General features: G+C 33.6%; 25 protein-coding genes and 1 pseudogene. 15 read left to right on the top strand and 11 right to left on the bottom strand.

Going from position 1 to position 24,582, the window contains the following annotated elements:
* Positions 1-82 precede the first annotated feature (82 nt).
* Together HMPREF3239_RS08115 and HMPREF3239_RS08110 are read left to right on the top strand one after the other, a co-directional pair.
* Complete coding sequence (locus tag HMPREF3239_RS08115; RefSeq protein ID WP_070855289.1) at positions 83-1,087, top strand: ThiF family adenylyltransferase; 1,005 nt, start codon at positions 83-85, stop codon at positions 1,085-1,087.
* 11 nt (positions 1,088-1,098) lie between these two features.
* Positions 1,099-1,605 (top strand): MogA/MoaB family molybdenum cofactor biosynthesis protein, encoded by a 507-nt coding sequence (locus HMPREF3239_RS08110; protein WP_070855288.1) that lies wholly within the window; start codon positions 1,099-1,101, stop codon positions 1,603-1,605.
* Between the two features lie 106 nt (positions 1,606-1,711).
* Here the strand turns inward: HMPREF3239_RS08110 and moaC are convergent, their stop codons facing one another.
* Entirely contained in the window at positions 1,712-2,194 is a 483-nt protein-coding gene (gene moaC / locus HMPREF3239_RS08105; protein WP_070855287.1) for a cyclic pyranopterin monophosphate synthase MoaC, read from the bottom strand.
* Positions 2,195-2,256: 62 nt separating this feature from the next.
* Here moaC and glp point away from each other — a divergent pair, with 62 nt between their 5' ends.
* From glp to HMPREF3239_RS08070, 7 genes are all read left to right on the top strand, one after another.
* The gene (gene glp / locus HMPREF3239_RS08100; protein WP_070855286.1) at positions 2,257-3,516 is read left to right on the top strand and encodes a molybdopterin molybdotransferase MoeA; all 1,260 of its coding nucleotides are present in this window, start codon (positions 2,257-2,259) and stop codon (positions 3,514-3,516) included.
* On the top strand, positions 3,513-3,983 hold the full coding sequence (gene mobB / locus HMPREF3239_RS08095) for a molybdopterin-guanine dinucleotide biosynthesis protein B (RefSeq protein WP_070855285.1): 471 nt from the start codon (positions 3,513-3,515) through the stop codon (positions 3,981-3,983). Before glp ends, mobB begins: the two co-directional genes overlap by 4 nt.
* Before the next feature lie 6 nt (positions 3,984-3,989).
* Positions 3,990-4,439: a molybdenum cofactor biosynthesis protein MoaE gene (locus HMPREF3239_RS08090; RefSeq protein ID WP_053028574.1), complete on the top strand. Its 450-nt coding sequence runs from the start codon at positions 3,990-3,992 to the stop codon at positions 4,437-4,439.
* A gap of 1 nt (position 4,440) precedes the next feature.
* Positions 4,441-4,674: a molybdopterin converting factor subunit 1 gene (moaD, locus tag HMPREF3239_RS08085; protein WP_053028573.1), complete on the top strand. Its 234-nt coding sequence runs from the start codon at positions 4,441-4,443 to the stop codon at positions 4,672-4,674.
* A 6-nt stretch (positions 4,675-4,680) separates the two neighbouring features.
* Positions 4,681-5,286, top strand: a complete 606-nt coding sequence (mobA, locus tag HMPREF3239_RS08080) for a molybdenum cofactor guanylyltransferase MobA (protein ID WP_070855284.1) — start codon at positions 4,681-4,683, stop codon at positions 5,284-5,286.
* Positions 5,287-5,299: 13 nt separating this feature from the next.
* Complete coding sequence (moaA, locus tag HMPREF3239_RS08075) at positions 5,300-6,322, top strand: GTP 3',8-cyclase MoaA (protein WP_070855283.1); 1,023 nt, start codon at positions 5,300-5,302, stop codon at positions 6,320-6,322.
* A gap of 309 nt (positions 6,323-6,631) precedes the next feature.
* Positions 6,632-6,985 (top strand): SarA family transcriptional regulator, encoded by a 354-nt coding sequence (locus HMPREF3239_RS08070; protein ID WP_053028570.1) that lies wholly within the window; start codon positions 6,632-6,634, stop codon positions 6,983-6,985.
* Positions 6,986-7,038: 53 nt separating this feature from the next.
* Here the strand turns inward: HMPREF3239_RS08070 and HMPREF3239_RS08065 are convergent, their stop codons facing one another.
* Both HMPREF3239_RS08065 and HMPREF3239_RS08060 read right to left on the bottom strand, forming a co-directional pair.
* Entirely contained in the window at positions 7,039-8,244 is a 1,206-nt protein-coding gene (locus tag HMPREF3239_RS08065; protein ID WP_070855282.1) for an MFS transporter, read from the bottom strand.
* Positions 8,241-8,678, bottom strand: a complete 438-nt coding sequence (locus HMPREF3239_RS08060) for a MarR family winged helix-turn-helix transcriptional regulator (protein ID WP_053028568.1) — start codon at positions 8,676-8,678, stop codon at positions 8,241-8,243. The genes HMPREF3239_RS08065 and HMPREF3239_RS08060 overlap by 4 nt, the downstream gene beginning before the upstream one ends.
* Positions 8,679-8,856: 178 nt before the next feature.
* Between HMPREF3239_RS08060 and HMPREF3239_RS08055 the strand changes: the two genes are divergently transcribed.
* Entirely contained in the window at positions 8,857-9,618 is a 762-nt protein-coding gene (locus HMPREF3239_RS08055) for a VOC family protein (RefSeq protein WP_070855281.1), read from the top strand.
* On the opposite strand, the gene HMPREF3239_RS12650 is transcribed toward HMPREF3239_RS08055, so the two are convergent.
* Complete coding sequence (locus HMPREF3239_RS12650; protein ID WP_080365498.1) at positions 9,615-9,866, bottom strand: hypothetical protein; 252 nt, start codon at positions 9,864-9,866, stop codon at positions 9,615-9,617. The two genes, HMPREF3239_RS08055 and HMPREF3239_RS12650, sit on opposite strands and share 4 nt — an antisense overlap.
* 162 nt (positions 9,867-10,028) lie before the next feature.
* Between HMPREF3239_RS12650 and HMPREF3239_RS08050 the strand changes: the two genes are divergently transcribed.
* Entirely contained in the window at positions 10,029-11,288 is a 1,260-nt protein-coding gene (locus HMPREF3239_RS08050) for a lipid II:glycine glycyltransferase FemX (protein WP_070855280.1), read from the top strand.
* A 137-nt stretch (positions 11,289-11,425) separates the two neighbouring features.
* Positions 11,426-14,608, top strand: coding sequence for an efflux RND transporter permease subunit (locus HMPREF3239_RS08045; RefSeq protein WP_070855279.1), 3,183 nt, complete (start codon positions 11,426-11,428; stop codon positions 14,606-14,608).
* A gap of 89 nt (positions 14,609-14,697) precedes the next feature.
* Here the strand turns inward: HMPREF3239_RS08045 and mspA are convergent, their stop codons facing one another.
* Positions 14,698-15,015, bottom strand: coding sequence for a membrane stabilizing protein MspA (gene mspA, locus HMPREF3239_RS08040; RefSeq protein ID WP_070855278.1), 318 nt, complete (start codon positions 15,013-15,015; stop codon positions 14,698-14,700).
* 188 nt (positions 15,016-15,203) lie between these two features.
* Positions 15,204-15,371, bottom strand: a complete 168-nt coding sequence (locus HMPREF3239_RS12495; protein WP_176747962.1) for an SE1832 family protein — start codon at positions 15,369-15,371, stop codon at positions 15,204-15,206.
* 139 nt (positions 15,372-15,510) lie between these two features.
* On the opposite strand from HMPREF3239_RS12495, the gene HMPREF3239_RS08035 reads away from it, so the two are divergent.
* Entirely contained in the window at positions 15,511-16,419 is a 909-nt protein-coding gene (locus HMPREF3239_RS08035; RefSeq protein ID WP_070855277.1) for an AEC family transporter, read from the top strand.
* 252 nt (positions 16,420-16,671) lie between these two features.
* On the opposite strand, the gene HMPREF3239_RS08030 is transcribed toward HMPREF3239_RS08035, so the two are convergent.
* The 3 genes from HMPREF3239_RS08030 to HMPREF3239_RS08020 form a co-directional block, all read right to left on the bottom strand.
* The gene (locus tag HMPREF3239_RS08030) at positions 16,672-17,463 is read right to left on the bottom strand and encodes a glucose 1-dehydrogenase (protein ID WP_070855276.1); all 792 of its coding nucleotides are present in this window, start codon (positions 17,461-17,463) and stop codon (positions 16,672-16,674) included.
* A 27-nt stretch (positions 17,464-17,490) separates the two neighbouring features.
* On the bottom strand, positions 17,491-18,354 hold the full coding sequence (locus tag HMPREF3239_RS08025; protein ID WP_053028561.1) for a GRP family sugar transporter: 864 nt from the start codon (positions 18,352-18,354) through the stop codon (positions 17,491-17,493).
* 192 nt (positions 18,355-18,546) lie between these two features.
* Positions 18,547-19,419, bottom strand: a complete 873-nt coding sequence (locus HMPREF3239_RS08020; RefSeq protein ID WP_070855275.1) for a GNAT family N-acetyltransferase — start codon at positions 19,417-19,419, stop codon at positions 18,547-18,549.
* A 148-nt stretch (positions 19,420-19,567) separates the two neighbouring features.
* Here HMPREF3239_RS08020 and HMPREF3239_RS08015 point away from each other — a divergent pair, with 148 nt between their 5' ends.
* Together HMPREF3239_RS08015 and HMPREF3239_RS08010 are read left to right on the top strand one after the other, a co-directional pair.
* Positions 19,568-21,703, top strand: a complete 2,136-nt coding sequence (locus tag HMPREF3239_RS08015; RefSeq protein WP_070855274.1) for a DNA topoisomerase III — start codon at positions 19,568-19,570, stop codon at positions 21,701-21,703.
* Between the two features lie 113 nt (positions 21,704-21,816).
* Positions 21,817-23,151, top strand: coding sequence for an NCS2 family permease (locus HMPREF3239_RS08010; protein WP_053028558.1), 1,335 nt, complete (start codon positions 21,817-21,819; stop codon positions 23,149-23,151).
* Between the two features lie 517 nt (positions 23,152-23,668).
* Here the strand turns inward: HMPREF3239_RS08010 and HMPREF3239_RS12130 are convergent.
* Together HMPREF3239_RS12130 and HMPREF3239_RS08005 are read right to left on the bottom strand one after the other, a co-directional pair.
* Positions 23,669-23,932, bottom strand: a pseudogene (locus tag HMPREF3239_RS12130) (transposase); the annotation flags it as partial.
* Between the two features lie 69 nt (positions 23,933-24,001).
* The gene (locus HMPREF3239_RS08005; RefSeq protein WP_070855273.1) at positions 24,002-24,397 is read right to left on the bottom strand and encodes a hypothetical protein; all 396 of its coding nucleotides are present in this window, start codon (positions 24,395-24,397) and stop codon (positions 24,002-24,004) included.
* Between the last annotated feature and the right edge of the window lie 185 nt (positions 24,398-24,582).

Here is a 24,582-nt window from a genome sequence, read left to right as displayed (position 1 = left end):
ACGACGAATTTAAAAGAATTCTGTCCCACTCCCTGTTCGTTATAATAATAGAAATGGATCTTAACTAGAGAGGGCAATAAAAATGACGAGGGAACGTTATTCGAGACAAACTTTGTTTAAAGGAATAGGAGCTAACGGACAAAATAAAATCAGTCAAAAGCATGTACTTATTGTTGGTATGGGTGCATTGGGAACACATGTTGCTGAGGGGCTCGTTCGTGCAGGAATAAACACACTTACAATTGTGGATAGAGACTATATTGAATTTAGTAATTTACAGCGTCAAACATTATTTACAGAAGAGGATGCTAATAAAATGCTACCTAAGGTCGTCGCTGCTGAACGTCATTTAAAAGCATTGCGTCAAGATCTAGCACTCAATACGTTCATTACGCATGTTGATTATTATTTTTTAGATAAACATGCACAGCATGTAGATTTAATCATTGATGCTACGGATAATTTTGAGACAAGACAATTAATCAATGACTTTGCTTATAAAGAGAAAATACCTTGGATTTATGGTGGTGTCGTACAAAGCACTTATATAGAAGCTGCATTTATACCCGGACAGACACCGTGTTTCAACTGTTTAATGCCACAACTCCCAGCAATTAATTTAACGTGTGATACAGTCGGTGTTATACAACCTGCAGTCACAATGACAACGAGCTTTCAATTGCGAGATGCCCTTAAATTATTAACTGAACAATCAGTGCCTAGTAAATTAACATACGGGGATATATGGGAAGGACAACATTATACATTTGGCTTTAGTCGCATGTTTAGAAATGAATGTCCAACGTGTGGTTCAAATCCATCATTTCCTTATTTAAATCAGCAACATACATTATATGCAACATTATGTGGTAGAGATACAGTACAATATGATAATGATAATATTACCCAGGAAATGGTGCGTGAGTTTCTTAAACAACATCAACTTAATTATAGAGAAAACAAATATATGATAATGTTTGAATATAAAGGACATCGAATTGTTAGTTTTGAAGGTGGGCGGATGCTTATACATGGCACAACAAAAACGTCAGATGCCATTCATTTAATTAATCAATTATTCGGATAGGAGTGAATTTAATGCATCAACATGATCATGCGAAAGTAGACAGAACGATTCATTGTGCAGTTTTGACAGTTTCAGATACTAGAGATAAAGAAACAGATAAAGGTGGTCAACTTGTTCAAACTTTAATACAAGACATTAATGTTGAAGTCGCAAAGTCACATTATGCGATTGTCAAAGATGATAAAGAAGCGATTTATTCGCAAATCAAACAATGGTTGGCAACTGATATTGATGTCATTATTACAACAGGTGGTACTGGCATTGCGCAAAGAGATGTTACGATTGAAGCAGTTAAACCCATCTTTGATAAAGAAATAGAGGGGTTTGGAGAATTATTTAGATATTTAAGTTACACAGAAGATGTGGGCACTAAAGCTTTATTATCAAGAGCGGTTGCTGGTACAGTCGAAAATAAATTAATTTTCAGTTTACCTGGATCAACTGGCGCTGTGAAATTAGCTATTGAAAAGTTAATTAAGCCAGAATTAAATCATATGTTGCATGAATTGAATAAATAAAAAAATAGTCATGGATTTAAACTTAAATGATAGGTTTCCCTAATTGAAGTTTTGCATCCATGACTTTATTATTTAAATTGAACATAATATATGGGCTTAGAATAGCTTATCGACGATAATCACCTGATTTGCCACCTGATTTTGATTCAAGATACGTTTCACCAATGATCATGCCTTTGTCTACTGCCTTCGTCATATCATAAACGGTTAGTGCAGTCGCTGATGCGGCAGTTAATGCCTCCATTTCAACACCAGTCTTTCCTGTTGTGGAGACAATCGCAGTGATATTTAATGTATAAGACATGTTGTCATTCGTTTGCCAATCAAATTGAACATCAATACCAGTTAAAGGTAAGGGGTGGCACATAGGTATTATTGTTGATGTGTTCTTAGCGGCCATAATACCAGCAATTTGGGCCGTATTTAAAACGTTACCTTTCTTATTAGTATTTTCAATTATTTGATTATAAATTGTTTCATTAACAGTAATGCTAGAATGGGCTTGTGCAGTACGCTTCGTAACAGCTTTATTTGAAACATCAACCATTTTAGCATTACCTTGTTCATTAATATGAGTGAATTTTGACATATTAACCCTCCTGATAGGGATAGTATATCATGATTTTAAATTATAAATTGGAGATGAAATCAATGGCAGTTGAAAAAAGAAATCCTATACCAGTGAAAGAAGCAATACATCGTGTTGTCCAACAAGAGATATATTTAAATCAAATTGAAGTGAATTTAGATGAGAGTTTAGGATATATTTTAGCAGAGGATACTGTTGCGACTTATGATATACCTCGTTTTAATAAATCACCTTATGATGGGTTTGCGATACGCAGTGAAGACTCTGCAGGTGCCTATTCAGAAAACCGCAAACAATTTAAAGTAATTGACCATATAGGTGCAGGTTCAGTTTCTAGTAAAACACTTGGTCAAAACGAAGCGGTGCGTATTATGACGGGTGCTCAAATTCCAGAAGGCGCCGATGCAGTAGTGATGTTTGAACAAACAGTTGAAGACGGAGATACATTCACGATACGTAAATCATTTGAAGCAAATGAGAATGTATCGCTTAAAGGTGAAGAAACGACAACTGGAGATATTGTTTTGAAAAAGGGACAAGTCATTAACCCCGGTGCAATAGCCGTATTAGCAACGTATGGTTATACTAAAGTGCCAGTCACACGTCGTCCTAGCATTGCTGTCATTGCAACAGGTAGTGAACTATTAGATGTGAACGATGACTTGCAACCAGGAAAAATTCGCAACTCAAATGGTCCAATGATTAAAGCATTATCAGAGAAGATTGGCTTAAACGTGGAAGCATACAAAATCCAACAAGATGATTTAGAAAGTAGTATTGCTGTAGTTAAAGATGCTATGTCTAAACACGATATTGTTATAACAACTGGCGGTGTTTCTGTTGGAGACTTTGACTACCTACCAGAAATTTATAAAGCGGTTAATGCTAAAGTATTATTTAACAAAGTTGCAATGCGACCTGGTAGTGTAACAACGGTAGCTGTTGCTAATGGACAATATTTATTTGGCTTGTCAGGCAACCCATCTGCTTGCTTTACCGGTTTTGAATTATTTGTGAAACCAGCTGTTCAGCACATGATGGGCGCAACTGCATATTACCCTCAGGTTGTTAAAGCTACATTAATGGAAGATTTTACGAAAGCTAATCCATTTACACGTTTTATTCGAGCAACTGCTAATTTCTCACAAAGCGGTGCGACTGTAGTACCATCAGGGTTTAATAAATCAGGAGCAGTAGTGGCAATTGCGCATAGTAATGCAATGATTATGTTGCCAGGGGGAACAAGAGGATTTAAAGCTGGACATACAGTAAATGTTATTTTAACTGAATCTAATGTTTTTGAGACGGAAATGACCTTATGATTTTGCAAATCGTAGGCTTTAAAAATTCAGGAAAAACAACATTGATGCAACATACGATACAATTTTTAAAATCTCATGGTTACACTGTAGCAACAATCAAACATCATGGTCACATTGGTGATGATATCACGCTTCAAGAGGATCATGTAGATCATATGAAACACTTTAATGCTGGAGCAGATCAAAGCATTGTGCAAGGTGAACACTATCAACAAACGGTCACGCGTGCATATAAACAAAATCTTACTCAAATGATTGACCAATCTGTTACAATTGATTGTAATATCATTTTGGTTGAAGGATATAAAGATGAACATTATGATAAAGTAATTGTTTATCGAACAACCGAAGAATTAGAACAGCTAAAGCAATTGACATGTGTTAAATATTGTTACCATGTTCAAGATATACAAGCATTATCACATTATGATAATTGGCTATTACAATGGATAGAGCAAAGGAATTGACACTAAATGAAGCAATTTGAAATCGTTACTGAACCTATCCAAACGGAACAGTATCGAACATTTACTATAAATGAACACCAAGGTGCTGTAGTGGTCTTTACAGGGCATGTAAGAGAGTGGACCAAAGGCATTAAAACGGAATACTTAGAATACGAAGCGTATGTTCCTATGGCAGAGAAGAAATTAGCGCAAATCGGTGATGAAATTCAAGAACGTTGGCCAGGGACAATTACAACCATTGTTCACCGAATTGGGCCGCTCCAAATTTCAGATATTGCAGTATTAATTGCAGTATCATCACCACATCGTAAAGATGCATACCGTGCGAATGAGTATGCGATAGAGCGTATTAAAGAAATTGTTCCAATCTGGAAAAAAGAAATATGGGAAGATGGTGCAGAATGGCAGGGCCATCAAAGAGGTAGCCACGACCTTGCAACTAAAGGAGAGGACTAGTGTGAAGGTATTATACTTCGCTGAAATAAAAGAAATTTTGCAAACTGATAGTGAAATACTTGATATTAATGAAGCAATTGATGTTAATAATTTTAAACAAAGATTGTTTGAGAGACATCCCTCAATTCAATCTAAAAAATTTCAGGTTGCAGTAAACGAAGAATTTGTACAAGAAGAGGATATCATTCAACCAACAGATACAGTTGCATTGATTCCACCAGTAAGTGGGGGTTAACAGGAAATGAAAGCTATTATTTTAGCAGGTGGTCATTCAGAACGCTTTGGCACGGCTAAAGCGTTTGCTGAAATAGATGGACAATTATTTTATCAACGAATTGTTCAAACATTACAAGAAACAAATATGTTTAATGACATCATTATTAGCACGAATGATCAATTAGCTGATCAATTTAAACATGATCATGTCATTATAGATGACACTAAAAATAAAGATAAAGGGCCACTTGCTGGTATATATACTGTAATGGAGCAATACAATGATGAGGAATTATTCTTTGTCATTTCTGTTGATACGCCGATGGTAACTGGTAAGGCCATCAGTGCATTGTATCAGTTTTTAGTTTCTAAACTAATCGAAGATCAAATTGATATTGCTGCATATTCAGAAAATGGACGTGTCATACCAACCATTGCATTTTATCACCCGAATTGCATTGACGTTATGAAAGAAGCTTTAGATTCAGATGATTTTAGCTTACGACACGTATATAATCAAGTGACGACAGAATGTATAGATGTTACAAGCATACAACCACCTGAATATTGGTATAAGAATATTAATTATCAAGAAGATTTAGCCACATTGAAACATCAGATAAATCATTAAGGAGGGGTCATGTATGGTTGCACAAATCAAAGATAAATTAGGTCGACCTATTCGCGATTTACGTATTTCTGTAACTGATCGTTGCAATTTTAGATGTGACTATTGTATGCCTAAGGAAATCTTCGGTGATGACTACGTGTTCCTACCTAAAGATGAGTTATTAACGTTTGAAGAGATGGTGAGAATTGCGCGTGTTTATGCAGAACTTGGCGTGAAAAAATTGCGTATAACGGGTGGAGAACCATTGCTTAGACGCAATTTATATCAATTAATTGCTGAGTTAAACAACATTGATGGTATTGAAGATATCGGTATGACGACGAACGGACTCTTGTTGAAAAAGCATGGTCAAAAATTATATGATGCGGGCTTAAGACGTATTAATGTTAGCTTAGATGCTATTGATAATGAAGTGTTCCAAGCTATCAATAATCGTAATATTAAAGCTACTACTATTCTAGATCAAATTGATTATGCAGTATCTATTGGTTTCCATGTTAAGGTAAACGTTGTAATCCAAAAGGGTGTAAACGATGATCAAATCATCCCAATGGTCGATTACTTTAAAGATAAAGATGTTGAAATTAGATTTATCGAGTTCATGGATGTTGGTAATGATAATGGTTGGGACTTCAGTAAAGTTGTGACCAAAAATGAAATGCTAGATATGATTGAAGCGCATTTTGATATTGAACCAGTCCCTCCTAAATATTTTGGGGAAGTCGCAAAGTACTATAGACATAAAGATAATGGTGCTCAATTTGGTTTAATCACAAGTGTCTCAGCTTCATTTTGTTCTACGTGTACGAGAGCACGTTTATCATCGGATGGTAAATTTTATGGGTGCCTATTTAGTACTGTTGAAGGCTTTGATATTAAATCATTTATTCGTTCAGGTGTTACGGATGATGAATTAAGAGAACAATTAATAAGCTTATGGAACATTCGTGACGATCGATATTCAGATGAACGTACTGAACAAACCGTTAAAAATCGTCAACGCAAGAAAATTAATATGAACTACATTGGTGGTTAAATTAAGAATGGGAGTGGCGCAGAATTTAAAAAGAATTCTGTTTCGCTCCCGTTCTTTTAGAATATAAATTCAATTAACAGTTTTCATTTAAAGTAAATCATTATTTAATATAATACCTATGATTAAAGTATAGGAATGTCATAATAGCACTGAGTATATGTATAACTGATTTTGTATTAAACACTAATCAGAAAACAAATAAAATTTGTAATAGATTAAATTGTGTATGTGTTATATAATTTTGTTAAGGAAAATTAATTTTTTAAAGCAATAATTACATCTTAGAATCAACATTGGAGGTCTTTAATTATGGCAACAGAAAAAGTACAACGCTTTATTGCAGCAGAGAGAGAATTAAGCCAATTAAAACATTGGTTAAAATCATCGTATAAAATTTCCATTGAGGAATTTGTAGTTTTATTTAAAGTTTATGAAGGTAAAAAAATTAGCGGTAAAGAATTACGCGATACGTTGCATTTTGAAATGTTATGGGATACAAGCAAAATTGACGTGATTATACGTAAAATTTATAAGAAAGAATTGATTTCTAAATTACGCTCTGAAACAGATGAGCGACAAGTTTTTTATTTCTTCAACGCAACACAACAGAAATTATTAGATAAAATGAAATCTGAAATCGAAGCAATTAGTATTGCTAATTAATAGATTATAATAAGCGCTAGGAAACGTTTTAATGATTTCCTAGCGCTTTATATTTATTGATATTGTATTTTGACTTTTCTACCATGAACAAAAAAGTAAAGTACAATGCTAAGTGCAGCGACAATAGCCATAATAATATAAACTTCTGTATAGCTAATGAAACCTGTAAATAAACCTAATAAAGATGGTCCGAATCCAATACCTATATCTAAACCAATAAAGTAGGTTGATGTTGCGATACCATATTTACTCGTAGGTGACACTTTAATGGCAATTGCTTGCATTGATGACGATAAATTGCCATAGCCAATACCTAGAAAGACACCAGCAAGTAATAACATCCAGCCATTATAACTGAATACTAATAAGACAAAGGTAATGATTAGAGCGATAAATGCTGGATAAACAACAACATTTTCAGTACGTGCATCAATCATACGTCCTGCAATTGGACGTGTAATTAAAGAAGCGATGGCATAACAAATAAAGAAATAACTGGATGCTTCTAATAAATGACGTTGCTCTGCAAAGAATTTTAGGAAAGTGAGTATGGAAGCATAGTTTAATGCAATAACCATCATAACAATAGATACAGGTACTGCTTCTTTAGCAATAAAGTTGTGAATGTTGAAACCAGACGCTTGAGCTACTTTAGCATCCGTTTTATTATGAACGGCATCGAAATCAATTTTAATAAATAAAGAAATAATTAAACTAATAAGGCCTAACACGACACATATCGTAAATAATAAATTGATAGAAAATGATTTTAATAATAAGATGCCGAAGAAAGGACCTATAGCTGTTCCAAGTACTAAACTCAGAGAAAATAAGCTAATACCTTCACTCTTACGTTCAACTGGTGTAACATGTGCAGCTATCGTGCCAGTTGCTGTAGTCGCAATAGCCGTTGCAATGCCATTTATTAAACGTACGAACATTAAAAATGTAATTGATCCGGGTATAAAATAAAGTAATTGTGTTATAAGAAGCAATAGTAATCCAGTGATTAATATTTTTTTAGGACCAAATTTATTAACATATTTACCAGTACCAAATCTTCCTATTAAAGAACCGATAATAAACAATCCTACTACGAGTCCGGCTAGACTATCTGAGGCATGATAAGTTGTCTTACTATAGTCAGCAATAATGACTAATAAAAGATACATGCATAAATACACGAAAAAGTTGATTGAGAAATTAACTGTAAAGCTTTTCGTGAAGATGGGTTGTTTTGCATTTATGTTTTGTGTCATTCTGCTTCCTCCTCTGCCAACGCAAGATGAAGTTTATTCATTACTGTTATGACACTTTCAAGATCTTCCTTTGATAATCCAGCATGCTTAATAAGCGCTTGTTGAACTGGTAGAATCTCACGATAAACTTCTTCGTATAGTGCCTGTCCTTTATCAGAGAGACTTAATAATTTCTCACGTTTATCTTGCTTACTTGGTTTTATAACTAGCAATTCTTTCTCAGACAAAATTTTAATAATCTTACGTGTCGTAGGTTTCTCTATAAAACGACGTTTAGAAATATGAACTAGTGTCGTCGGAGAAGTACTGGCAATATCTCTTAATATTAACCATTGCCCAGGGTGTAAATCGAATCGATCGAGTATCGGTTGCGTCCGTTTAATATATGGGCGATATAAACCGATGAAACTGTTAAAAAATTCATTTGTTAACATAATATACTCCTTCCAAACAAGTTAGCTTTGCTAACTATTTTTTGAACAAAAATTATTATATGACTTATTTAAAAAAATTGCAATACTTTATTAATAAGTTGTATGAATAAAAGAAGTAATCAGATAAGAAGTTTGATAAGATAGATGCAAGTCGAATAATTAAAGGGGAATACGATCAATGGAACTAAGATTTGACCATATTATTCATTATGTTGATAACCTAAAGAACTTTAAATACCCAGGGGAAATCTTAAAAATTAGCTCGGGTGGTAAACATCATAAATTTGGAACATTTAATCGTTTATCTTATATAAATGAAAATTATATTGAATTGATAGATGTAGAAGACAAAGAAAAACTAACTAAAGAGTCAAAAACAGAAGAAGGTCGCGTTGCATTTGCGACTAAAATTGTTCAAGACCACTTCCAACAAGGTTTTAAGACAATTGCTTTAAGAACCTCAAATATAGAACAATTGAAGCAAACATTAGAAGGTCGTGGCATTGAAACAATTGGACCTATAGATATGCATAGAGAGAATAAAAAAGGTGACAAAGTAAGATGGAAACTACTGTACATTGCAGATCCTGATTACATGGTAAAACCGCCATTCTTTATTGAATGGGCAGAAAAAGAAGTTAAACACAATCAGAAATTAGAACCGCTTTTTCAAAAACAATTCAAAATCTATAAAATTATTATAGATAGTGAAAAGCGTGCAAAAACACTTTCAAAATGGCAAAAATGGTTTGATATGACTATTCTTGAAGAAGGCGATTATTACACGGATGTACAATTAACGACAGATCACATTATATACCGCATACAAGATGCGAAAACGTCGGGGTATAATACAGTCGTATTTAAAGATAGCGAAACGACTGCACCGTACTCAATTATTACAAAAGGTGCTAAATATCGCTTTGAACCAGAAGATTAATATAGGTAAATATAAGTACTATGTGCAATCAATCCGATGTGCACGATTGAAAGTATTAAAGAGAGTATACTGAGGTATGCAGTTATTTTTGACGTTTGTAATAATAAGAAAAAGATAGTAAGTACAAACGACAATCCAACGAACATTACTCTTAAACTAAAATATGAAATAGTTAAAGGTTGAGTCATCGTAACAACAATAGCTATCAAGTTTAAAATAACAAATAGTATTAATATTAAATTTCGCATAATAACCCTCTTTTTAAGAAATATTAGTATTTTAAGTCTATACAGTATATCAAAAATTTAAAATCATGAAATAATATTTGAATCGGACGGCGAGTTTGTCGACACTCAAATCATGACATTGTATAATTATAATTAATGTAAAGAAAAAGGAGTTTTTATAGCATGGAAAAGATGAATATCACTAACCAAGAGCATGATGCGTTTGTGAAAGCTCATCCTAATGGCGATTTGCTGCAACTAACGAAATGGGCAGAAACAAAACGACTAACAGGATGGTATTCAAAGCGTGTGGCAGTGGGCGAAGATGGTGAAATTAAAGGTGTAGGTCAATTATTATTTAAGAAGATACCTAAACTACCATTCACGCTATGTTATGTTTCTCGTGGATTCGTAACAGATTATAGTGATAAAGCTGCCTTGGAACAGTTATTAGCCGAAACTAAAAAAGTAGCTAAAGCAGAAAAAGCCTATGCTATTAAAATTGATCCAGATGTTGAAGTCGATAAAGGTATAGATGCACTTAAAAATTTAAATGCATTAGGATTTAAACATAAAGGGTTTAAAGAAGGTTTATCTAAAGACTACATTCAACCACGAATGACAATGATCACGCCAATTGATAAAACAGATGAAGAAATAATCCAAAGTTTTGATCGACGAAATCGTTCAAAAGTACGTCTTGCTCTAAAACGAGGTACGAAAGTAGAACGTTCAAATCGTGAAGGACTTAAAACTTTTGCGGAATTAATGAAGGTAACAGGAGAACGTGATGGCTTTTTAACAAGAGATATAAGTTATTTCCAAAATATTTATGACTCTCTGCATGAAGATGGAGATGCTGAATTATTCCTTGTTAAGTTGGAACCAAAGCCTGTCTTAGAGGACATTGATAAAGAACTTCAAGAACTGGACAACGAAAAAGCACAACTACAAGACAAATATGAAAGAAAGCAAGATAAAAAGACGCAGAATAAACTCAATGATGTCGAAGCTAAAATTCAAAAATCTATTGAAAGAAAAGACGATATGACTGACTTATTAGCAAAACATCCTAATGGAATTTATTTATCTGGTGCATTGTTAATGTTTGCAGGATCAAAATCATATTATTTATATGGTGCGTCATCGAATGATTACCGTGACTTCTTACCTAACCATCATATGCAATTTGAAATGATGAAATTTGCACGTGAACATGGTGCGACAACTTATGACTTTGGAGGAACGGATAATAACCCAGATAAAGATTCTGAACATTATGGTCTTTGGGCGTTTAAACGTGTATGGGGTACGTATCTAAGTGAAAAAATAGGTGAATTTGATTATGTATTAAATCAACCACTTTATCAATTAATTGAACAAGTTAAACCACGTTTAACTAAAGCTAAAATTAAAATTTCTCGTAAATTAAAAGGTAAATAGTTTATTTATTATTAGAATTTAATCTGAACGATTACACAACTAATATTGTGACGTTCAGATTTTTTTAGGATAATAGGGATGGCTAAAATGGATGAATGGATGATTTTTTAAGATATAAGAATGGGGGAAAACCAGAAGTGATTAAGAAAATGCTAACGTTCTCGTTAGGAAATAAATTTGCAATATTCTTGATGGTTGTATTAGTTATCCTAGGAGGTGTATATGCTAGTGCTAAATTAAAACTCGAGTTACTGCCAGATGTTGAAAATCCAGTCATATCTGTACAAACCACAATGCCGGGTGCGACACCTCAAACAACCCAAGATGAGATCAGTTCCAAAATTGATGACCAAGTGCGCTCACTCGCATATGTAAAAAGTGTGAAAACGCAGTCAATACAAAATGCCTCTATAGTAACCGTTGAATATGACAATGATACGGATATGGATAAAGCGGAAGAAGTCTTAAAGAAAGAAATAGATAAGTTAGACTTCAAAGACGGTGTAAGTGAACCAGAATTAACACGAAATTCTATGGATGCATTCCCAATCGTAGCGTATTCATTTACTAATAAAAATAATGATCTCAAAGCGACGACAAAAGAAATTAATACACAACTTATCCCTAAATTACAAACCGTTGATGGCGTACAAAATGCGCAACTTAATGGTCAAACTACAAGACAAGTAACATTAAAATTTAAACAAAATAAACTAGATGAAGCTGGATTAACAGCTGATGACGTAGAGAATTACATCAAAACAGCAACACGTGAAACACCTCTAGGATTATTTCAATTTGGCAAAAATGAAAAATCAATCGTCATTGATGGTCAATTCAAATCCGTCAATGCTCTTAAAAACTTAGAAATCCCATTAACAATAAGCGGTCAAAGCCAAGCAAGTAGTAGTGATGACCAATCTGGTAATGAGATGCGTAGCACTGGAGACAGCGCATCATCGTCAAGCGCTCAATCTCAAATGAACAATCAATCTCAAGCGTCTAGTGGTGAAATGCCAAGCATACCGTTAAGTGACTTAGCAAACATTACTGTTGGAGATGAACGTGAATCAATTTCTAAGACGAACGGGAAAGATGCGGTCAATGTCCAAATTATGAAGGCACAAGATGCTAATACGGTTCAAGTTGCTAAAGATGCACAAAAGAAAATTGATGACTTTGTGAAAAACAATGATGACATTAAAGCGACTAAGACTATGGATACTGCTAAGCCAATCGAAGATTCACTTTATACTATGGTCGAAAAAGCAGCATTAGGAACTATTGTCGCAATTATTGTTATCCTATTATTCTTGAGAAATATTAGAACAACGGCTATATCAATAGTTTCTATACCGCTTTCTATTTTAATCGCACTCATTGCATTAAAATTAAGCGATGTATCTTTAAATATTTTGACGCTAGGTGCATTAACAATCGCAATTGGTCGTGTGATAGATGACTCAATCGTTGTTGTTGAAAATATTTATCGACGATTGTCAGATCCAAAAGAAGCATTGTCTGGAGACCATTTAGTAATCAGTGCAACGAGAGAAGTTTTTAAACCTATTTTATCTTCTACAATTGTTACGATAATCGTATTCTTACCACTTGCATTTGTATCAGGCTTAGTAGGTGAAATGTTTAGACCTTTCGCTTTAGCAATCGCCTTTAGTTTGTTAGCATCATTACTTGTATCTATTACTGTGGTACCTGCATTAGCTTCTACATTTTTCAAAAAAGGAATTAAGTTAAAGGCGCATTCGAATAGTCAAAATGAAGAAAGTCGTGGCGTCATAAGTAGGGGCTACCGTAAAATCCTTGGCTGGTCTTTAAATCATAAGTGGATTGTTTTAATTATTAGTGTTGTTATCCTAATTGGAAGCATTGCACTAGGCGGCTCAAAATTAGGTACAAGCTATATTTCGACTGGTGACGATAAATTCCTAGCTGTAACTTATACACCTAAACCTGGTGAAACTGAAAAAGCTGTGTTGAATCATGCAAAACAAGCGCAAGCCTATTTGCAATCGAAAGATAAAGTGAAAACTGTGCAATATTCTGTGGGAGGACCTTCGCCTGCAGATCCAACTGGTAGCACGAATAGTATGGCGATTATGGTTGAATATGATAAAGACACACCTGACTTTGAAGAAGAACCTGATAAAGTGATTTCACATTTATCTAAGATGAATCAACCTGGTGAATGGAAAAATCAAGACATGGGTACTGGTTCTGGAAATGATTCGGTTGAAGTTACTGTAAAAGGACCTTCAACGAATGCAATCAAAGATACCGTTGCCAAAGTAGAGAAAGAAATGAAATCTGTTAGCGGTATAACTAATGTAAAATCAGATTTATCGCAAACGTATGATCAATATGAAATTAAAGTTGATCAAAATAAAGCAACTGAAAAAGGTATCTCAGCTGGTCAACTAGCATTGAATTTAAATGAGAATTTACCAGAAAAAACGATTACCACAGTTAAAGAAAATGGTAATAAAGTAGACGTCAAAGTTAAACAAAACAAACAGACAGATTGGTCTAAAGATAAATTGAAGAATATGGAATTAAAATCACCAACTGGTGAAACAGTTCAACTGAAAGAAATCGCGAACCTTGAGCGTACAACAACACCAAGTAAACTCGTGCAAGAAGACGGAGATTATGCAACAACAGTATCTGGTAAAATCACAGATTCTGACGTTGGTGGCGTTTCAAGTAAAGTCATGAATAAAATTAATAAGATAGACAAACCAGATAACGTTAAAATCAACGTTGGTGGTGCAACAGATGATATTAATCAAGCAATAAGCCAATTGGCATTTGCGATGTTAGTAGCTATCGTCATTGTTTATCTCGTATTAGTTATCACATTTAAAGGTGGCTTAGCGCCATTCACAATACTGTTCTCACTACCATTTACAGTTATCGGTGTCGTATTAGCATTACTCATTACGGGTGAAACAATTTCAGTGCCAAGTTTAATAGGTATGTTAATGTTAATAGGTATCGTTGTAACCAATGCTATTGTGTTAATAGATCGTGTGATTACAAATGAGCAAGAAGGTATGTCTATGAAAGAAGCATTGCTAGAAGCGGGAAGTACGCGTATTAGACCAATTCTGATGACAGCCATTGCCACTATTGGCGCATTGTTACCATTATTATTTGGTCAAGACAGTTCAATATTAATATCAAAAGGTATGGCAGCAACTGTTATTGGAGGATTAATTTCGTCTACACTGCTTACTTTAATTGTAGTACCTGTCATCTATGAAATCCTCTTCACTTTAAAAAATAAAATAACACGTAAATAAAACATATAGCCAACTACTGCTAATATGTAAAAAGAAGCCTAAGACATTGATTGATGCCTTAGGCTTCTTTTAATCTTATAAAGAATGGTTTAGTACATTACAAAAATTAAAATGATATAAATTACAAATAAAATAACTGATAGGATATTCAGAATTGAAATAGCTTTAGCATCATGTTTTAAAGCTTTGAATGCAGTTACTTCAACATTACCGACAAGAAGGGCTAATACAACAAAGACCCACCAGTTTTCAGCTGGAAATTGTAGTGTTGTTAAGGCTAATACAAATAGTAATAACACACCCATGATAATGCGTAAAATACGAATAAATATAGAATGCATTTTGAAAATACTTATATAACTAACAATGAGATATAAAACGGGTAATAATAATAAGTAGAGTTTCACCTGTTGTCTTCCTTTCTAATTACAACTTATATGATTTGTCTGAAAATAATATACAATTTATTACAAATTGGCAATTACTTAATGGATTGGAAAGGTGCCCAAGTATGACTATTCTTAGTTTAGATGATTACTACAGAAAGCGCTAGGGCAACAAATTAATCCTAAATTGGTCTAAATCAAGACAATCGTTATTTCTGACGTAATTTAGCACGTATGTCAGCAATTTGTAATTCGATGTCTTCTAATTGCTTAACGAGAGGATCTATCGTTTGATTTAGAGATTCTCGCTTCTCGAGGTCATTTTGTAATCGAATATAATCATATTTTAATTCATCTAATTGTGATTCTAAATCCATTAGTCTCAAACCCCTTTAACATCAAAATTTAATAATCACATTGAATTATAGCATGAAACAAGACACTTCTAAAAATGATGTAAATTATGTTAAAGTATTTAACTGTAATAAAATGTTTTAGTAGAAGGAAGGAACTACCGTGACAGAGCAGTTTATAATGATCATTCTTTTAATCGCGCTAGGATATCTATTGAAACGTATAAACTTTTTGAAAGCAGCAGATAGTCAAGTGTTATCAACGCTAGTACTTAATGTCACACTACCTTCTTTAGTTATTGTTAATCTTAACAGTGCAGCATTAGATTTTTCATTTTCAATATTACCTATCATGATGATTGCATATGGTGTGCTTGCTAAGATAACTGTTTTATGGCTATTTAACAGACATAATAACCATATAAAAGGTACAGTAGGGATGATGACTGCATCACTTAACATTGGATTATTTGCTTATCCGCTTGTTGATACAATCTGGCCAAAGAACGGTATGATTTATTTTGGTATGGCTGATATAGGTGGCGCAATTATTATGTTTGGCGTAACTTATTTTGTTGGTAGCTATTTTAGTCAAGGCGGAGATCAGTTCGATTTTAAATATCTAGGTAAGAAACTGATTACATCCGTTCCGCTTGTCACATATATCATTATGTTTACTTTGAACATGCTAAATATTCATTTACCAAAGGTGTCAATTGATTTTTTCACAATTATCTCTAAAGCGAACATGCCACTTTCAATGATTTTATTAGGTGTTATGCTTAACTTCAAGATAGAACGCCATTTCTTACCCATTGCGATTAAATATTTATTAGCACATTATGGTTTAGGCTTAATAGCCGGACTACTCGTTCATTTCTTATTACCTGTTTCAGATGAAATGATTAAGACGACATTGCTTATTGCTTGGCTACTACCTGTAGGTGTAGCGATTATTCCATATTCTATTCAATTTAAATATAAAACATTACCTTTAGTTGGTATGGTAACGAATATTTCAATCGTTATAAGTATTACCATTCTTTATATTTATCAGGCACTATTTGTATAATAAAGTAATATAAATATGAAAAAGGGAGCGGGACAGAATTCATTTGAATTCGTCGTCCCACTCCCAGCTTGCTTAGCTTGTAGAATTTCTTGATGAAATTCTCTTTGTTGGGGCCCCGCCCGCAAGGATGACTAGAACTGAGAAAAGCTCGATTTAAGCGCCTTCTCAGTTCAGTCAGCTACTGCGAATTTGCAAACTAGCTTCATTATATTATTTATGTCCCAGCCTCTTTTTATGATTAGCATATAAAACTTACCCTTTACCACCCATGAAGGCAGGGTAGTTCGTCATACCACCATCAACGTAAATTGTAGTACCATGTATATATTTAGCTAAATCTGAAGCTAAGAATAAAGCAACATTAGCAACATCTTGTGCTTCACCTATTTCTTTAGCTGGAATCATTTCCAATGTTTCTGCGCGTGTATCTGGATCAGAAAATTTTTCCTTAGTATGTTCAGTAACGATTGCACCTGGAGAAATATTATTGATACGAATACCGTGTTGTGCATATTCCATCGACATTGTTTCCATCATTAATTTCAAACCGCCTTTACTAGCAGCATAGTTAACATAGTTAGGCCAAGGTATAGTATCATGTACACTTGATGTATTGATGATAATGCCTTTTTTATCTTCTTTTAAGAACTGATTAACAGCTTCTCTGGATCCTATAAAGGCCCCAGTCAAATTAATGTCTATCACTTTTTGCCATTCTTCAACAGACATTTTATGTGATGGAATTGGTTTTTCAAAGCCAGCATTATTAATCATAATGTCTAACGTACCAAATTCATTAACCGCAGCTTGTACTAATTGTTGTACCTCTTCTTCAACGGCTACATCCGCTTGAACTGCAATGGCTTGTCCACCAGCATCATGAATGATATGCTTGACTGCTTCAATTTCGTCTAAATGACGATCTGAGCGATAATTTAAAATGACTTTTGCTTTTGCTTTACCAAAATTCTCAGCAAACGATTTACCAATGCCACTTCCGGCACCAGTTATAATAATAACTTTGCCTTCTAAATCTGAAAACAATCTGACTCCTCCTTAGTATTAATCAAACTATTTAAGATTTCCTAGTATAAATGCGGCAATGACAATTAGAACGATACCAGACCAAATACCAATCATTTGACGTTTGTCTTTTTTCTCGCCTAATAAGAAAATACCGCCTAATGTTGATACGATAACAAGTAATTGTGATAATGAGAAACTTGTTGCAACACCAACTTTAGGTTGTGAATAGAACATGAATAAGTTACCTACAGCCCATACAACACCAGGGATTAAGTTAAGCGCAGTAGATTTAATATTGGTTTCATGTTTCATTGATAGTAAGAAACCACCAATAGCCATACCAATTGATTGGAAGAATAATGCATCCGTACCACTGACACCAAAGATATCGGCAATTACGACATATCCAACATAACCCACTGTTGAAATGATAAGTATTAACATTGCTTTCTTAAATTCTGGATCATTAGATTGACCTTCGTTCTTACCACGTAATGAGGTTAATGCGATACCTGTAACTAATAGAATCATTGCGATAATTCCTAGCGTGACTTGAACACCGGTACTCCATTCACCAAGAAAAATAGCACTAAATAATGTCGTACCAACTAATTGCATACCAGTTGATATTGGCATTGTTTTAGAAACACCGATTAAACTGATTGAACGTAATTGATTACCTTGTCCAAATGCCCATAACGCACCTGAAATTAAGCCAACGATAATGACTGTTAAATTATCAAATTCTGCTTTACCAATTAAGAGTAATATGAAACCGACAATTAGTGCACCTAATGTCGTACCTCTAATTTGGTTGTAGGGTCCGCCACCTACATAGACATTAATTAAAACAACACTCCCCCAAAATAGGGCTGGTAATAATGCGATAAGTATATCTATAAACTGCATTATACTGACACTCTCCTTATTTAATTACTTAAAAGTGCTTCCTTCCTATAACACTCGTGAACATTTTATCTGAAAAATATTCATTTTAAAATGTAAACGCTCAAATACAATCGTATTGAAAATAGAAAAGCATAGGAAAGGAACAGTGATTTCATTTAGAAATTTCGTTCTTTCCTACGCTTTCATATAAGCTTAATGATGTAATTGACTTGGATCAATTTTATATTTAGTATATTCACTTTCAATTTCAAATCCTAATTCATTAAATCGTTCAACTAAGGCAGCATTTTTACTTCGTATTTTAAAATAAACTTTATTCACTGCATAGTGTTCAAAGGCATAATGTATTGCGTACGATAGTAAATCAAATGCGATTCCTTTTAGACGATAATCAGTATGTGAACTAAAATATCTTATTTCAGCTAGCGAAGATGGACTATCGATTTGTAAATAAAGATAACCTTTAAGTAAGCCTTCACTTACAAATAGGAATAAACGATTATATTCATCTAAAGTATTTACAATTTCTTTTGGTGTTAAAGCATTATGCCTAAATGTCTGCGCATGTAATTTACTAAAAGCACGTTGAAATCCCGGCTGATATTCAATGATGTTCATTTCAGCATCTGGTTCATTAAGTGATTGATAGACGTTTAAGTAATAATCCGTAAAGTTATAATTTGCATGAATCGTCTTCATTAAAGGTTTTGAATTTTGTGTGCAATCATTATAAGAGAAGTTAAATGTTGCATTAGCAGATTGTTCATCTCTTAATGCCGAAAATAAAGAAATAAAATGTGCCTCTGTAAAATCAAAATCTGTTTTAACGAATGGTCCAATAACTTTGTACTTATCTTCTTCATATAATATTCCAGTGATGAGTGCGACAATTGAGTCATCTTCTATTAAACAGAAAACACCTGTCGTATTGATAGATGCATTGAGCAACTGTTCTACATCATCATTAGACGAATGAAGTTTATATATATAAGACGCAATTTTGTCTGATGATGCATTAATAAAAGATATGATTTGGTTCAGGTTGCTTACTTTAATAATGTCCATAGCGTACCTCCATTTCAATATCAATTTGTTAAATTAATTATAAATTTATTTATTAGTAATTGAAAGTTTGGACTATTGTCTATCGTGTTACAATTGTATTATTATCAAAAACATTAACTGAGAGATCTTTTATCGAAAGGAAAGTTCTATGAAATCATTAATTTTAGCTGAGAAGCCATCCGTAGCTAGAGATATTGCTGAAGCTATGAATATAAAAGGAAAGCGCAATGGTTATATTGAAAATGAGCATTATATTGTTACATGGGCGTTAGGACATTTAGTTACTAACGCGCAACCTGAACATTATGATAAAGCATTTAAAGAATGGAAACTTGAAGATTTACCTATTATTCCTAAACAAATGCATACGGTCGTCATTGGTAAGACGAGTAAACAATTTAAAACTGTGAAATCACTTATATTAGATAAGAATGTTAAAGAGATTGTCATCGCAACTGATGCTGGAAGAGAAGGGGAACTTGTAGCACGTCTTATATTAGATAAAGTTCATAATAAAAAGCCAATTAAACGTTTGTGGATTAGTTCTGTAACTAAGAAAGCCATACGTGATGGTTTTAAAAATTTGAAAGATGGTCGACAATTTCAACATCTTTATGAAGCAGCATTAGCTAGAAGTGAAGCGGATTGGATTGTAGGTATCAATGCTACACGTGCGCTCACAACAAAATATGATGCGCAATTATCATTAGGCCGCGTTCAAACGCCAACGATACAATTGGTCAATGCTAGACAACAAGCAATTAATCATTTTAAGTCCAAGAAATATTATACGTTGTCTAGTGAAATAGCTGGATTAACCTTCCAATTAGCAACGGATCGTCACCATATGACTAAAGAAGATGTCATGCAAATTGCAAATGAAGTTAAACATGCAGAAGGTAGCGTTGATAGCGTTGATAAGAAACTCAAAAAAAGCTATCCTAAACCACTTTATAATTTAACGGATTTGCAACAAGAAGCATATCAACGATACAAAATGGGACCTAAAGAAACACTTAATACCATTCAAAATTTATATGAGCGTCATAAAGTACTCACATATCCACGTACAGATTCTAATTATTTAACTGATGATATGGTTGATACGATTAAAGAACGATTACAAGCATTACTAGCTACTGATTATAAAGCACAAGTAAGACCCCTAATAGGACAATCATACTCACGTAAAATGCGCATTTTTAATAATCAAAAGGTGTCAGATCATCACGCGATTATTCCAACAGAAGTGCGTCCTGATATGGAACGTTTAAGCAATAGAGAAAGCAAGATATATATGATGGTGGCTGAAAGATTCTTGGAATCGTTAATGTCGCCACATGAATATGAAGCAATTAAAGTAAATGTTAGCGTTGGTAAACATACATTCGTTTTAAATGAAAAGATTACACGTCAATTAGGCTACAAAGCACTTAAAATGAGTAATAATGATGTGGTTAAGGGTGCTTCTTTTAAAAAGGGAGAAAGTTATTATCTTAACAATATCAAGGTTAATGAACATGAAACAACGCCTCCAGAATACTTTAATGAAGGTTCACTGTTAAAAGCGATGGAGAATCCGCAAAACTATATTCAACTTAAAGAGAAGAAACACGCTAATACATTGAAGCAAACTGGTGGGATTGGCACAGTTGCGACGCGTGCTGATATCATCGAGAAGCTATTTAATATCAATGCCATTGAATCTAGAGATGGCAAGATTAAAGTTACACCTAAAGGAAAACAAATTCTAGAGCTTGCGCCACAAGAATTAACATCTCCATTGTTGACGGCTGAGTGGGAAGAGAAGTTAATGCAAATTGAAAAAGGTAAGTACAATTCACGACGCTTTATTGACGAAATGAAGTCATTTACGCAAGCTATTGTAAATAATATTAAAAGCAGTGAGCAAAAATACAAGCATGATAATTTAACGACAACAGAATGTCCTACCTGTGGGAAATTTATGATTAAAGTTAAAACTAAAAATGGACAAATGTTAGTGTGCCAAGATCCTGCTTGCAAAACTAAAAAGAACGTACAACGCAAAACCAATGCACGTTGTCCAAATTGTAAAAAGAAAATGACATTATTTGGTAGAGGGAAGGATGCAGTATATCGATGTGTTTGTGGTCATACAGAAACGCAAGAACAAATGGATAAAAGGTTCAAAAATAAAACGAGTGGCAAAGTATCTAAAAAAGAAATGAAAAAATATATGAATAAAGAGGAGTCACTTGAGAATAACCCGTTTAAAGATGCACTGAAAAATCTAAAATTATAGTTTAAAATCGAACTTAATTAAGTTAAATATCGGAAAAGTTCGTTTTTAGTATTGTGTTTTTCGGCAAGTAATATTAAAATATTAAAGTATTTCAATTAAAGGAGTTTAAAGCCGTGAAAAAATACTTTCAATTCGACGAGTATGATACTAACTATAAGAAAGAGATCATCGGTGGTATCACAACTTTCTTATCAATGGCATACATTTTAGCTGTAAATCCTCAAGTATTAAGTTTAGCAGGTGTTAAAGGTGTATCAGGCGACATGAAAATGGATCAAGGTGCTATTTTTGTGGCAACAGCTTTAGCAGCATTTGTGGGTTCTTTATTTATGGGACTGATTGCGAAATATCCGATTGCACTTGCACCAGGGATGGGACTTAATGCATTCTTCGCATTTACGGTAGTATTAACGATGGGTATTCCTTGGCAAATAGGTTTAACAGGGGTACTATTCTCAGGAATATTCTTTGCAATTCTAACTGCAACCGGTCTTCGAGAAATAATTATTAATGCTATTCCGTATCAAATGAAAATGGCAGTATCTGCTGGGATTGGATTATTTATTACTTTTGTAGGTTTACAAAGTGCTGGTATTATTGTAAAAAATGATTCTACATTAGTTACATTAGGACATTTAACTAAAGGTCCTGTATTATTAGCAATCTTTGGTATCGCGATAACAATTATTTTATACGCTAGAAAAGTACCAGGCTCAATTTTTATTGGTATGATTATAACTGCTATCGTTGGAATGATAACAGGATTAATACATACACCTTCAGGCATAGTAGGTAAAATACCTAGCATTACACCAACATTTGGTGCAGCCTTTGAAGCATTTAAAGATCCAGGCCAATTATTTACGATTCAATTTTTAATTGTTATTTTAACATTCTTCTTTATAGACTTTTTTGATACAGCAGGAACATTGGTGGCTGTAGCAACTCAAGCGGGTATTATGAAGGAAAACAAATTACCTAGAGCAGGTAGAGCGTTATTTGCCGATTCACTCGCAACTATTGTGGGCGCGATCTTTGGTACAACAACTACAACGTCTTACATCGAATCAACGTCAGGTGTAGCGGTTGGAGCAAGAACAGGGTTTGCAAGTATAGTAACTGGATTCTGTTTCTTGTTAGCATTATTCTTCAGTCCGTTAATTGAAATTGTTACAAGTGCAGTAACAACACCTGCATTAGTAGTGGTTGGTATTTTAATGGCTGCGAATTTTGCAGAAATTAACTGGAAGAAATTTGAAGTCGCAGTGCCAGCATTTATAACAATTATTATGATGCCACTATCATATTCAATTGCAACTGGTATTGCTTGTGGATTCATATTCTATCCAATTACAATGATCATTACAAAAAAACATAAAGAAGTACATCCAATTATGTATTTCTTAATGGTACTATTCATTCTATACTTCATCTTTGTACACGGCTAAATTGTCATAAAGGGCTGTAACAAAATAATAAGATAATGCTACTTTGCAAATTAGTAGTAGTTGACTGAACTGAAAAACGCTTAAATTAAACTTTTTCAGTTCTAGTCAACCTTGAGAGCGGGACTCTAGCAAAGAGAAATTCATTATTTAATTCTACAAGTTAAGCAAGCTAGGGCGGACGATGAAATTAAAAGAATCCGTCTCACTTCTTTCCTGAGTCCGGGACATAAATAATCTAATGAAGCTATTTTGCAAATTCGCAGTAGCTGACTGAACTGAAAATGCACTTAAATCAAGCTTTTTTCAGTTCTAGTCATCCTTGCGGGGGTGGGACGACGAATTCAAAAAGAATTCTGTCCCGCTCCCGATGAAATTAAAAGAATCCGTCCCACTTCTTTCCTACGATTAGTTAAGCATTACTTAACTAGTCGTTTTAATTTATTTTTTGAATAAGATGTTAAACTGTATTTGATTGTACGTTTGGCTAATGTGGGGACATTTAATAATCGTACGATTTTTAATTCATTATCAGATAATGAATCGTTTTTAAAAGTCGATTTATACAAGCGACGACGGCAGTCTTTTGAGATTACTCATTAGGCTGCTTTTTTAGTTTGTAATAATAATCGACGACATGATTATCGTAGTTACGCTGGTCTAGGATAATATTCATCACTATCCAAAATAATGATTGTCTAGCTTTTTTATTTCCCCGCTTATTAATAGTATCCCTATAATAAGTGTTACCAGATTGATAGGGTTTGATATCAATACCTATATAAAAATAGCTGTGAAGAAATATACAGTCATAGATCTCTTCACAGCTAATCTAAGTATAGTATGTTTTAAATTACCATTTCTTGGATTGATCATCTTTATATTGTGTGTAAACGACTTTAGCATCTTTATTACGAACGTAGTTAGGTGCGTTTAAAACAACGAAAATAAAGAAAACCATTAGGAAGAATAGAATCCAATGGACAAACATACCAATAATAGGAATAAATGCGATAAAAGAACCAACAATACCTATAATAGGAATGATAGACATTGGCTTAATAGCATTTTGAGTATCTATTAATAGAATAAGGGCTAGTATAAGATATAAAAAGGCATTGACTAATAAGGGTTGCCAACCGAAGCCTAAAATAAAGCTTCCACCTAGAAATGGTATACCATAGAAAAATTCACAAATTAATAAGACGACGCTTATAATTGCAAGCGCAGTTTTAGTACCTTTCTTCAAAACATTCACCTCCGGATGTAAATAAAAGAAACAAATTCAAATTTCTACTATTATATAGAAGAAATCAAAATTCATAACAACAATTACCTATATTATAAAGTAAAAACAAAAAAAGGGAAAAAATTTACCTAAAATGGTTGATGTCCTCATCTATTTAAAGTACAATACTTAGGTATGTGTTAGAC

This window comes from Staphylococcus sp. HMSC34C02, from assembly GCF_001838705.1.
Lineage (GTDB): Bacteria > Bacillota > Bacilli > Staphylococcales > Staphylococcaceae > Staphylococcus > Staphylococcus borealis.
Note: the sequence above shows the minus strand (reverse complement) of the source record. Positions and strands in the feature narration are given on the sequence as shown.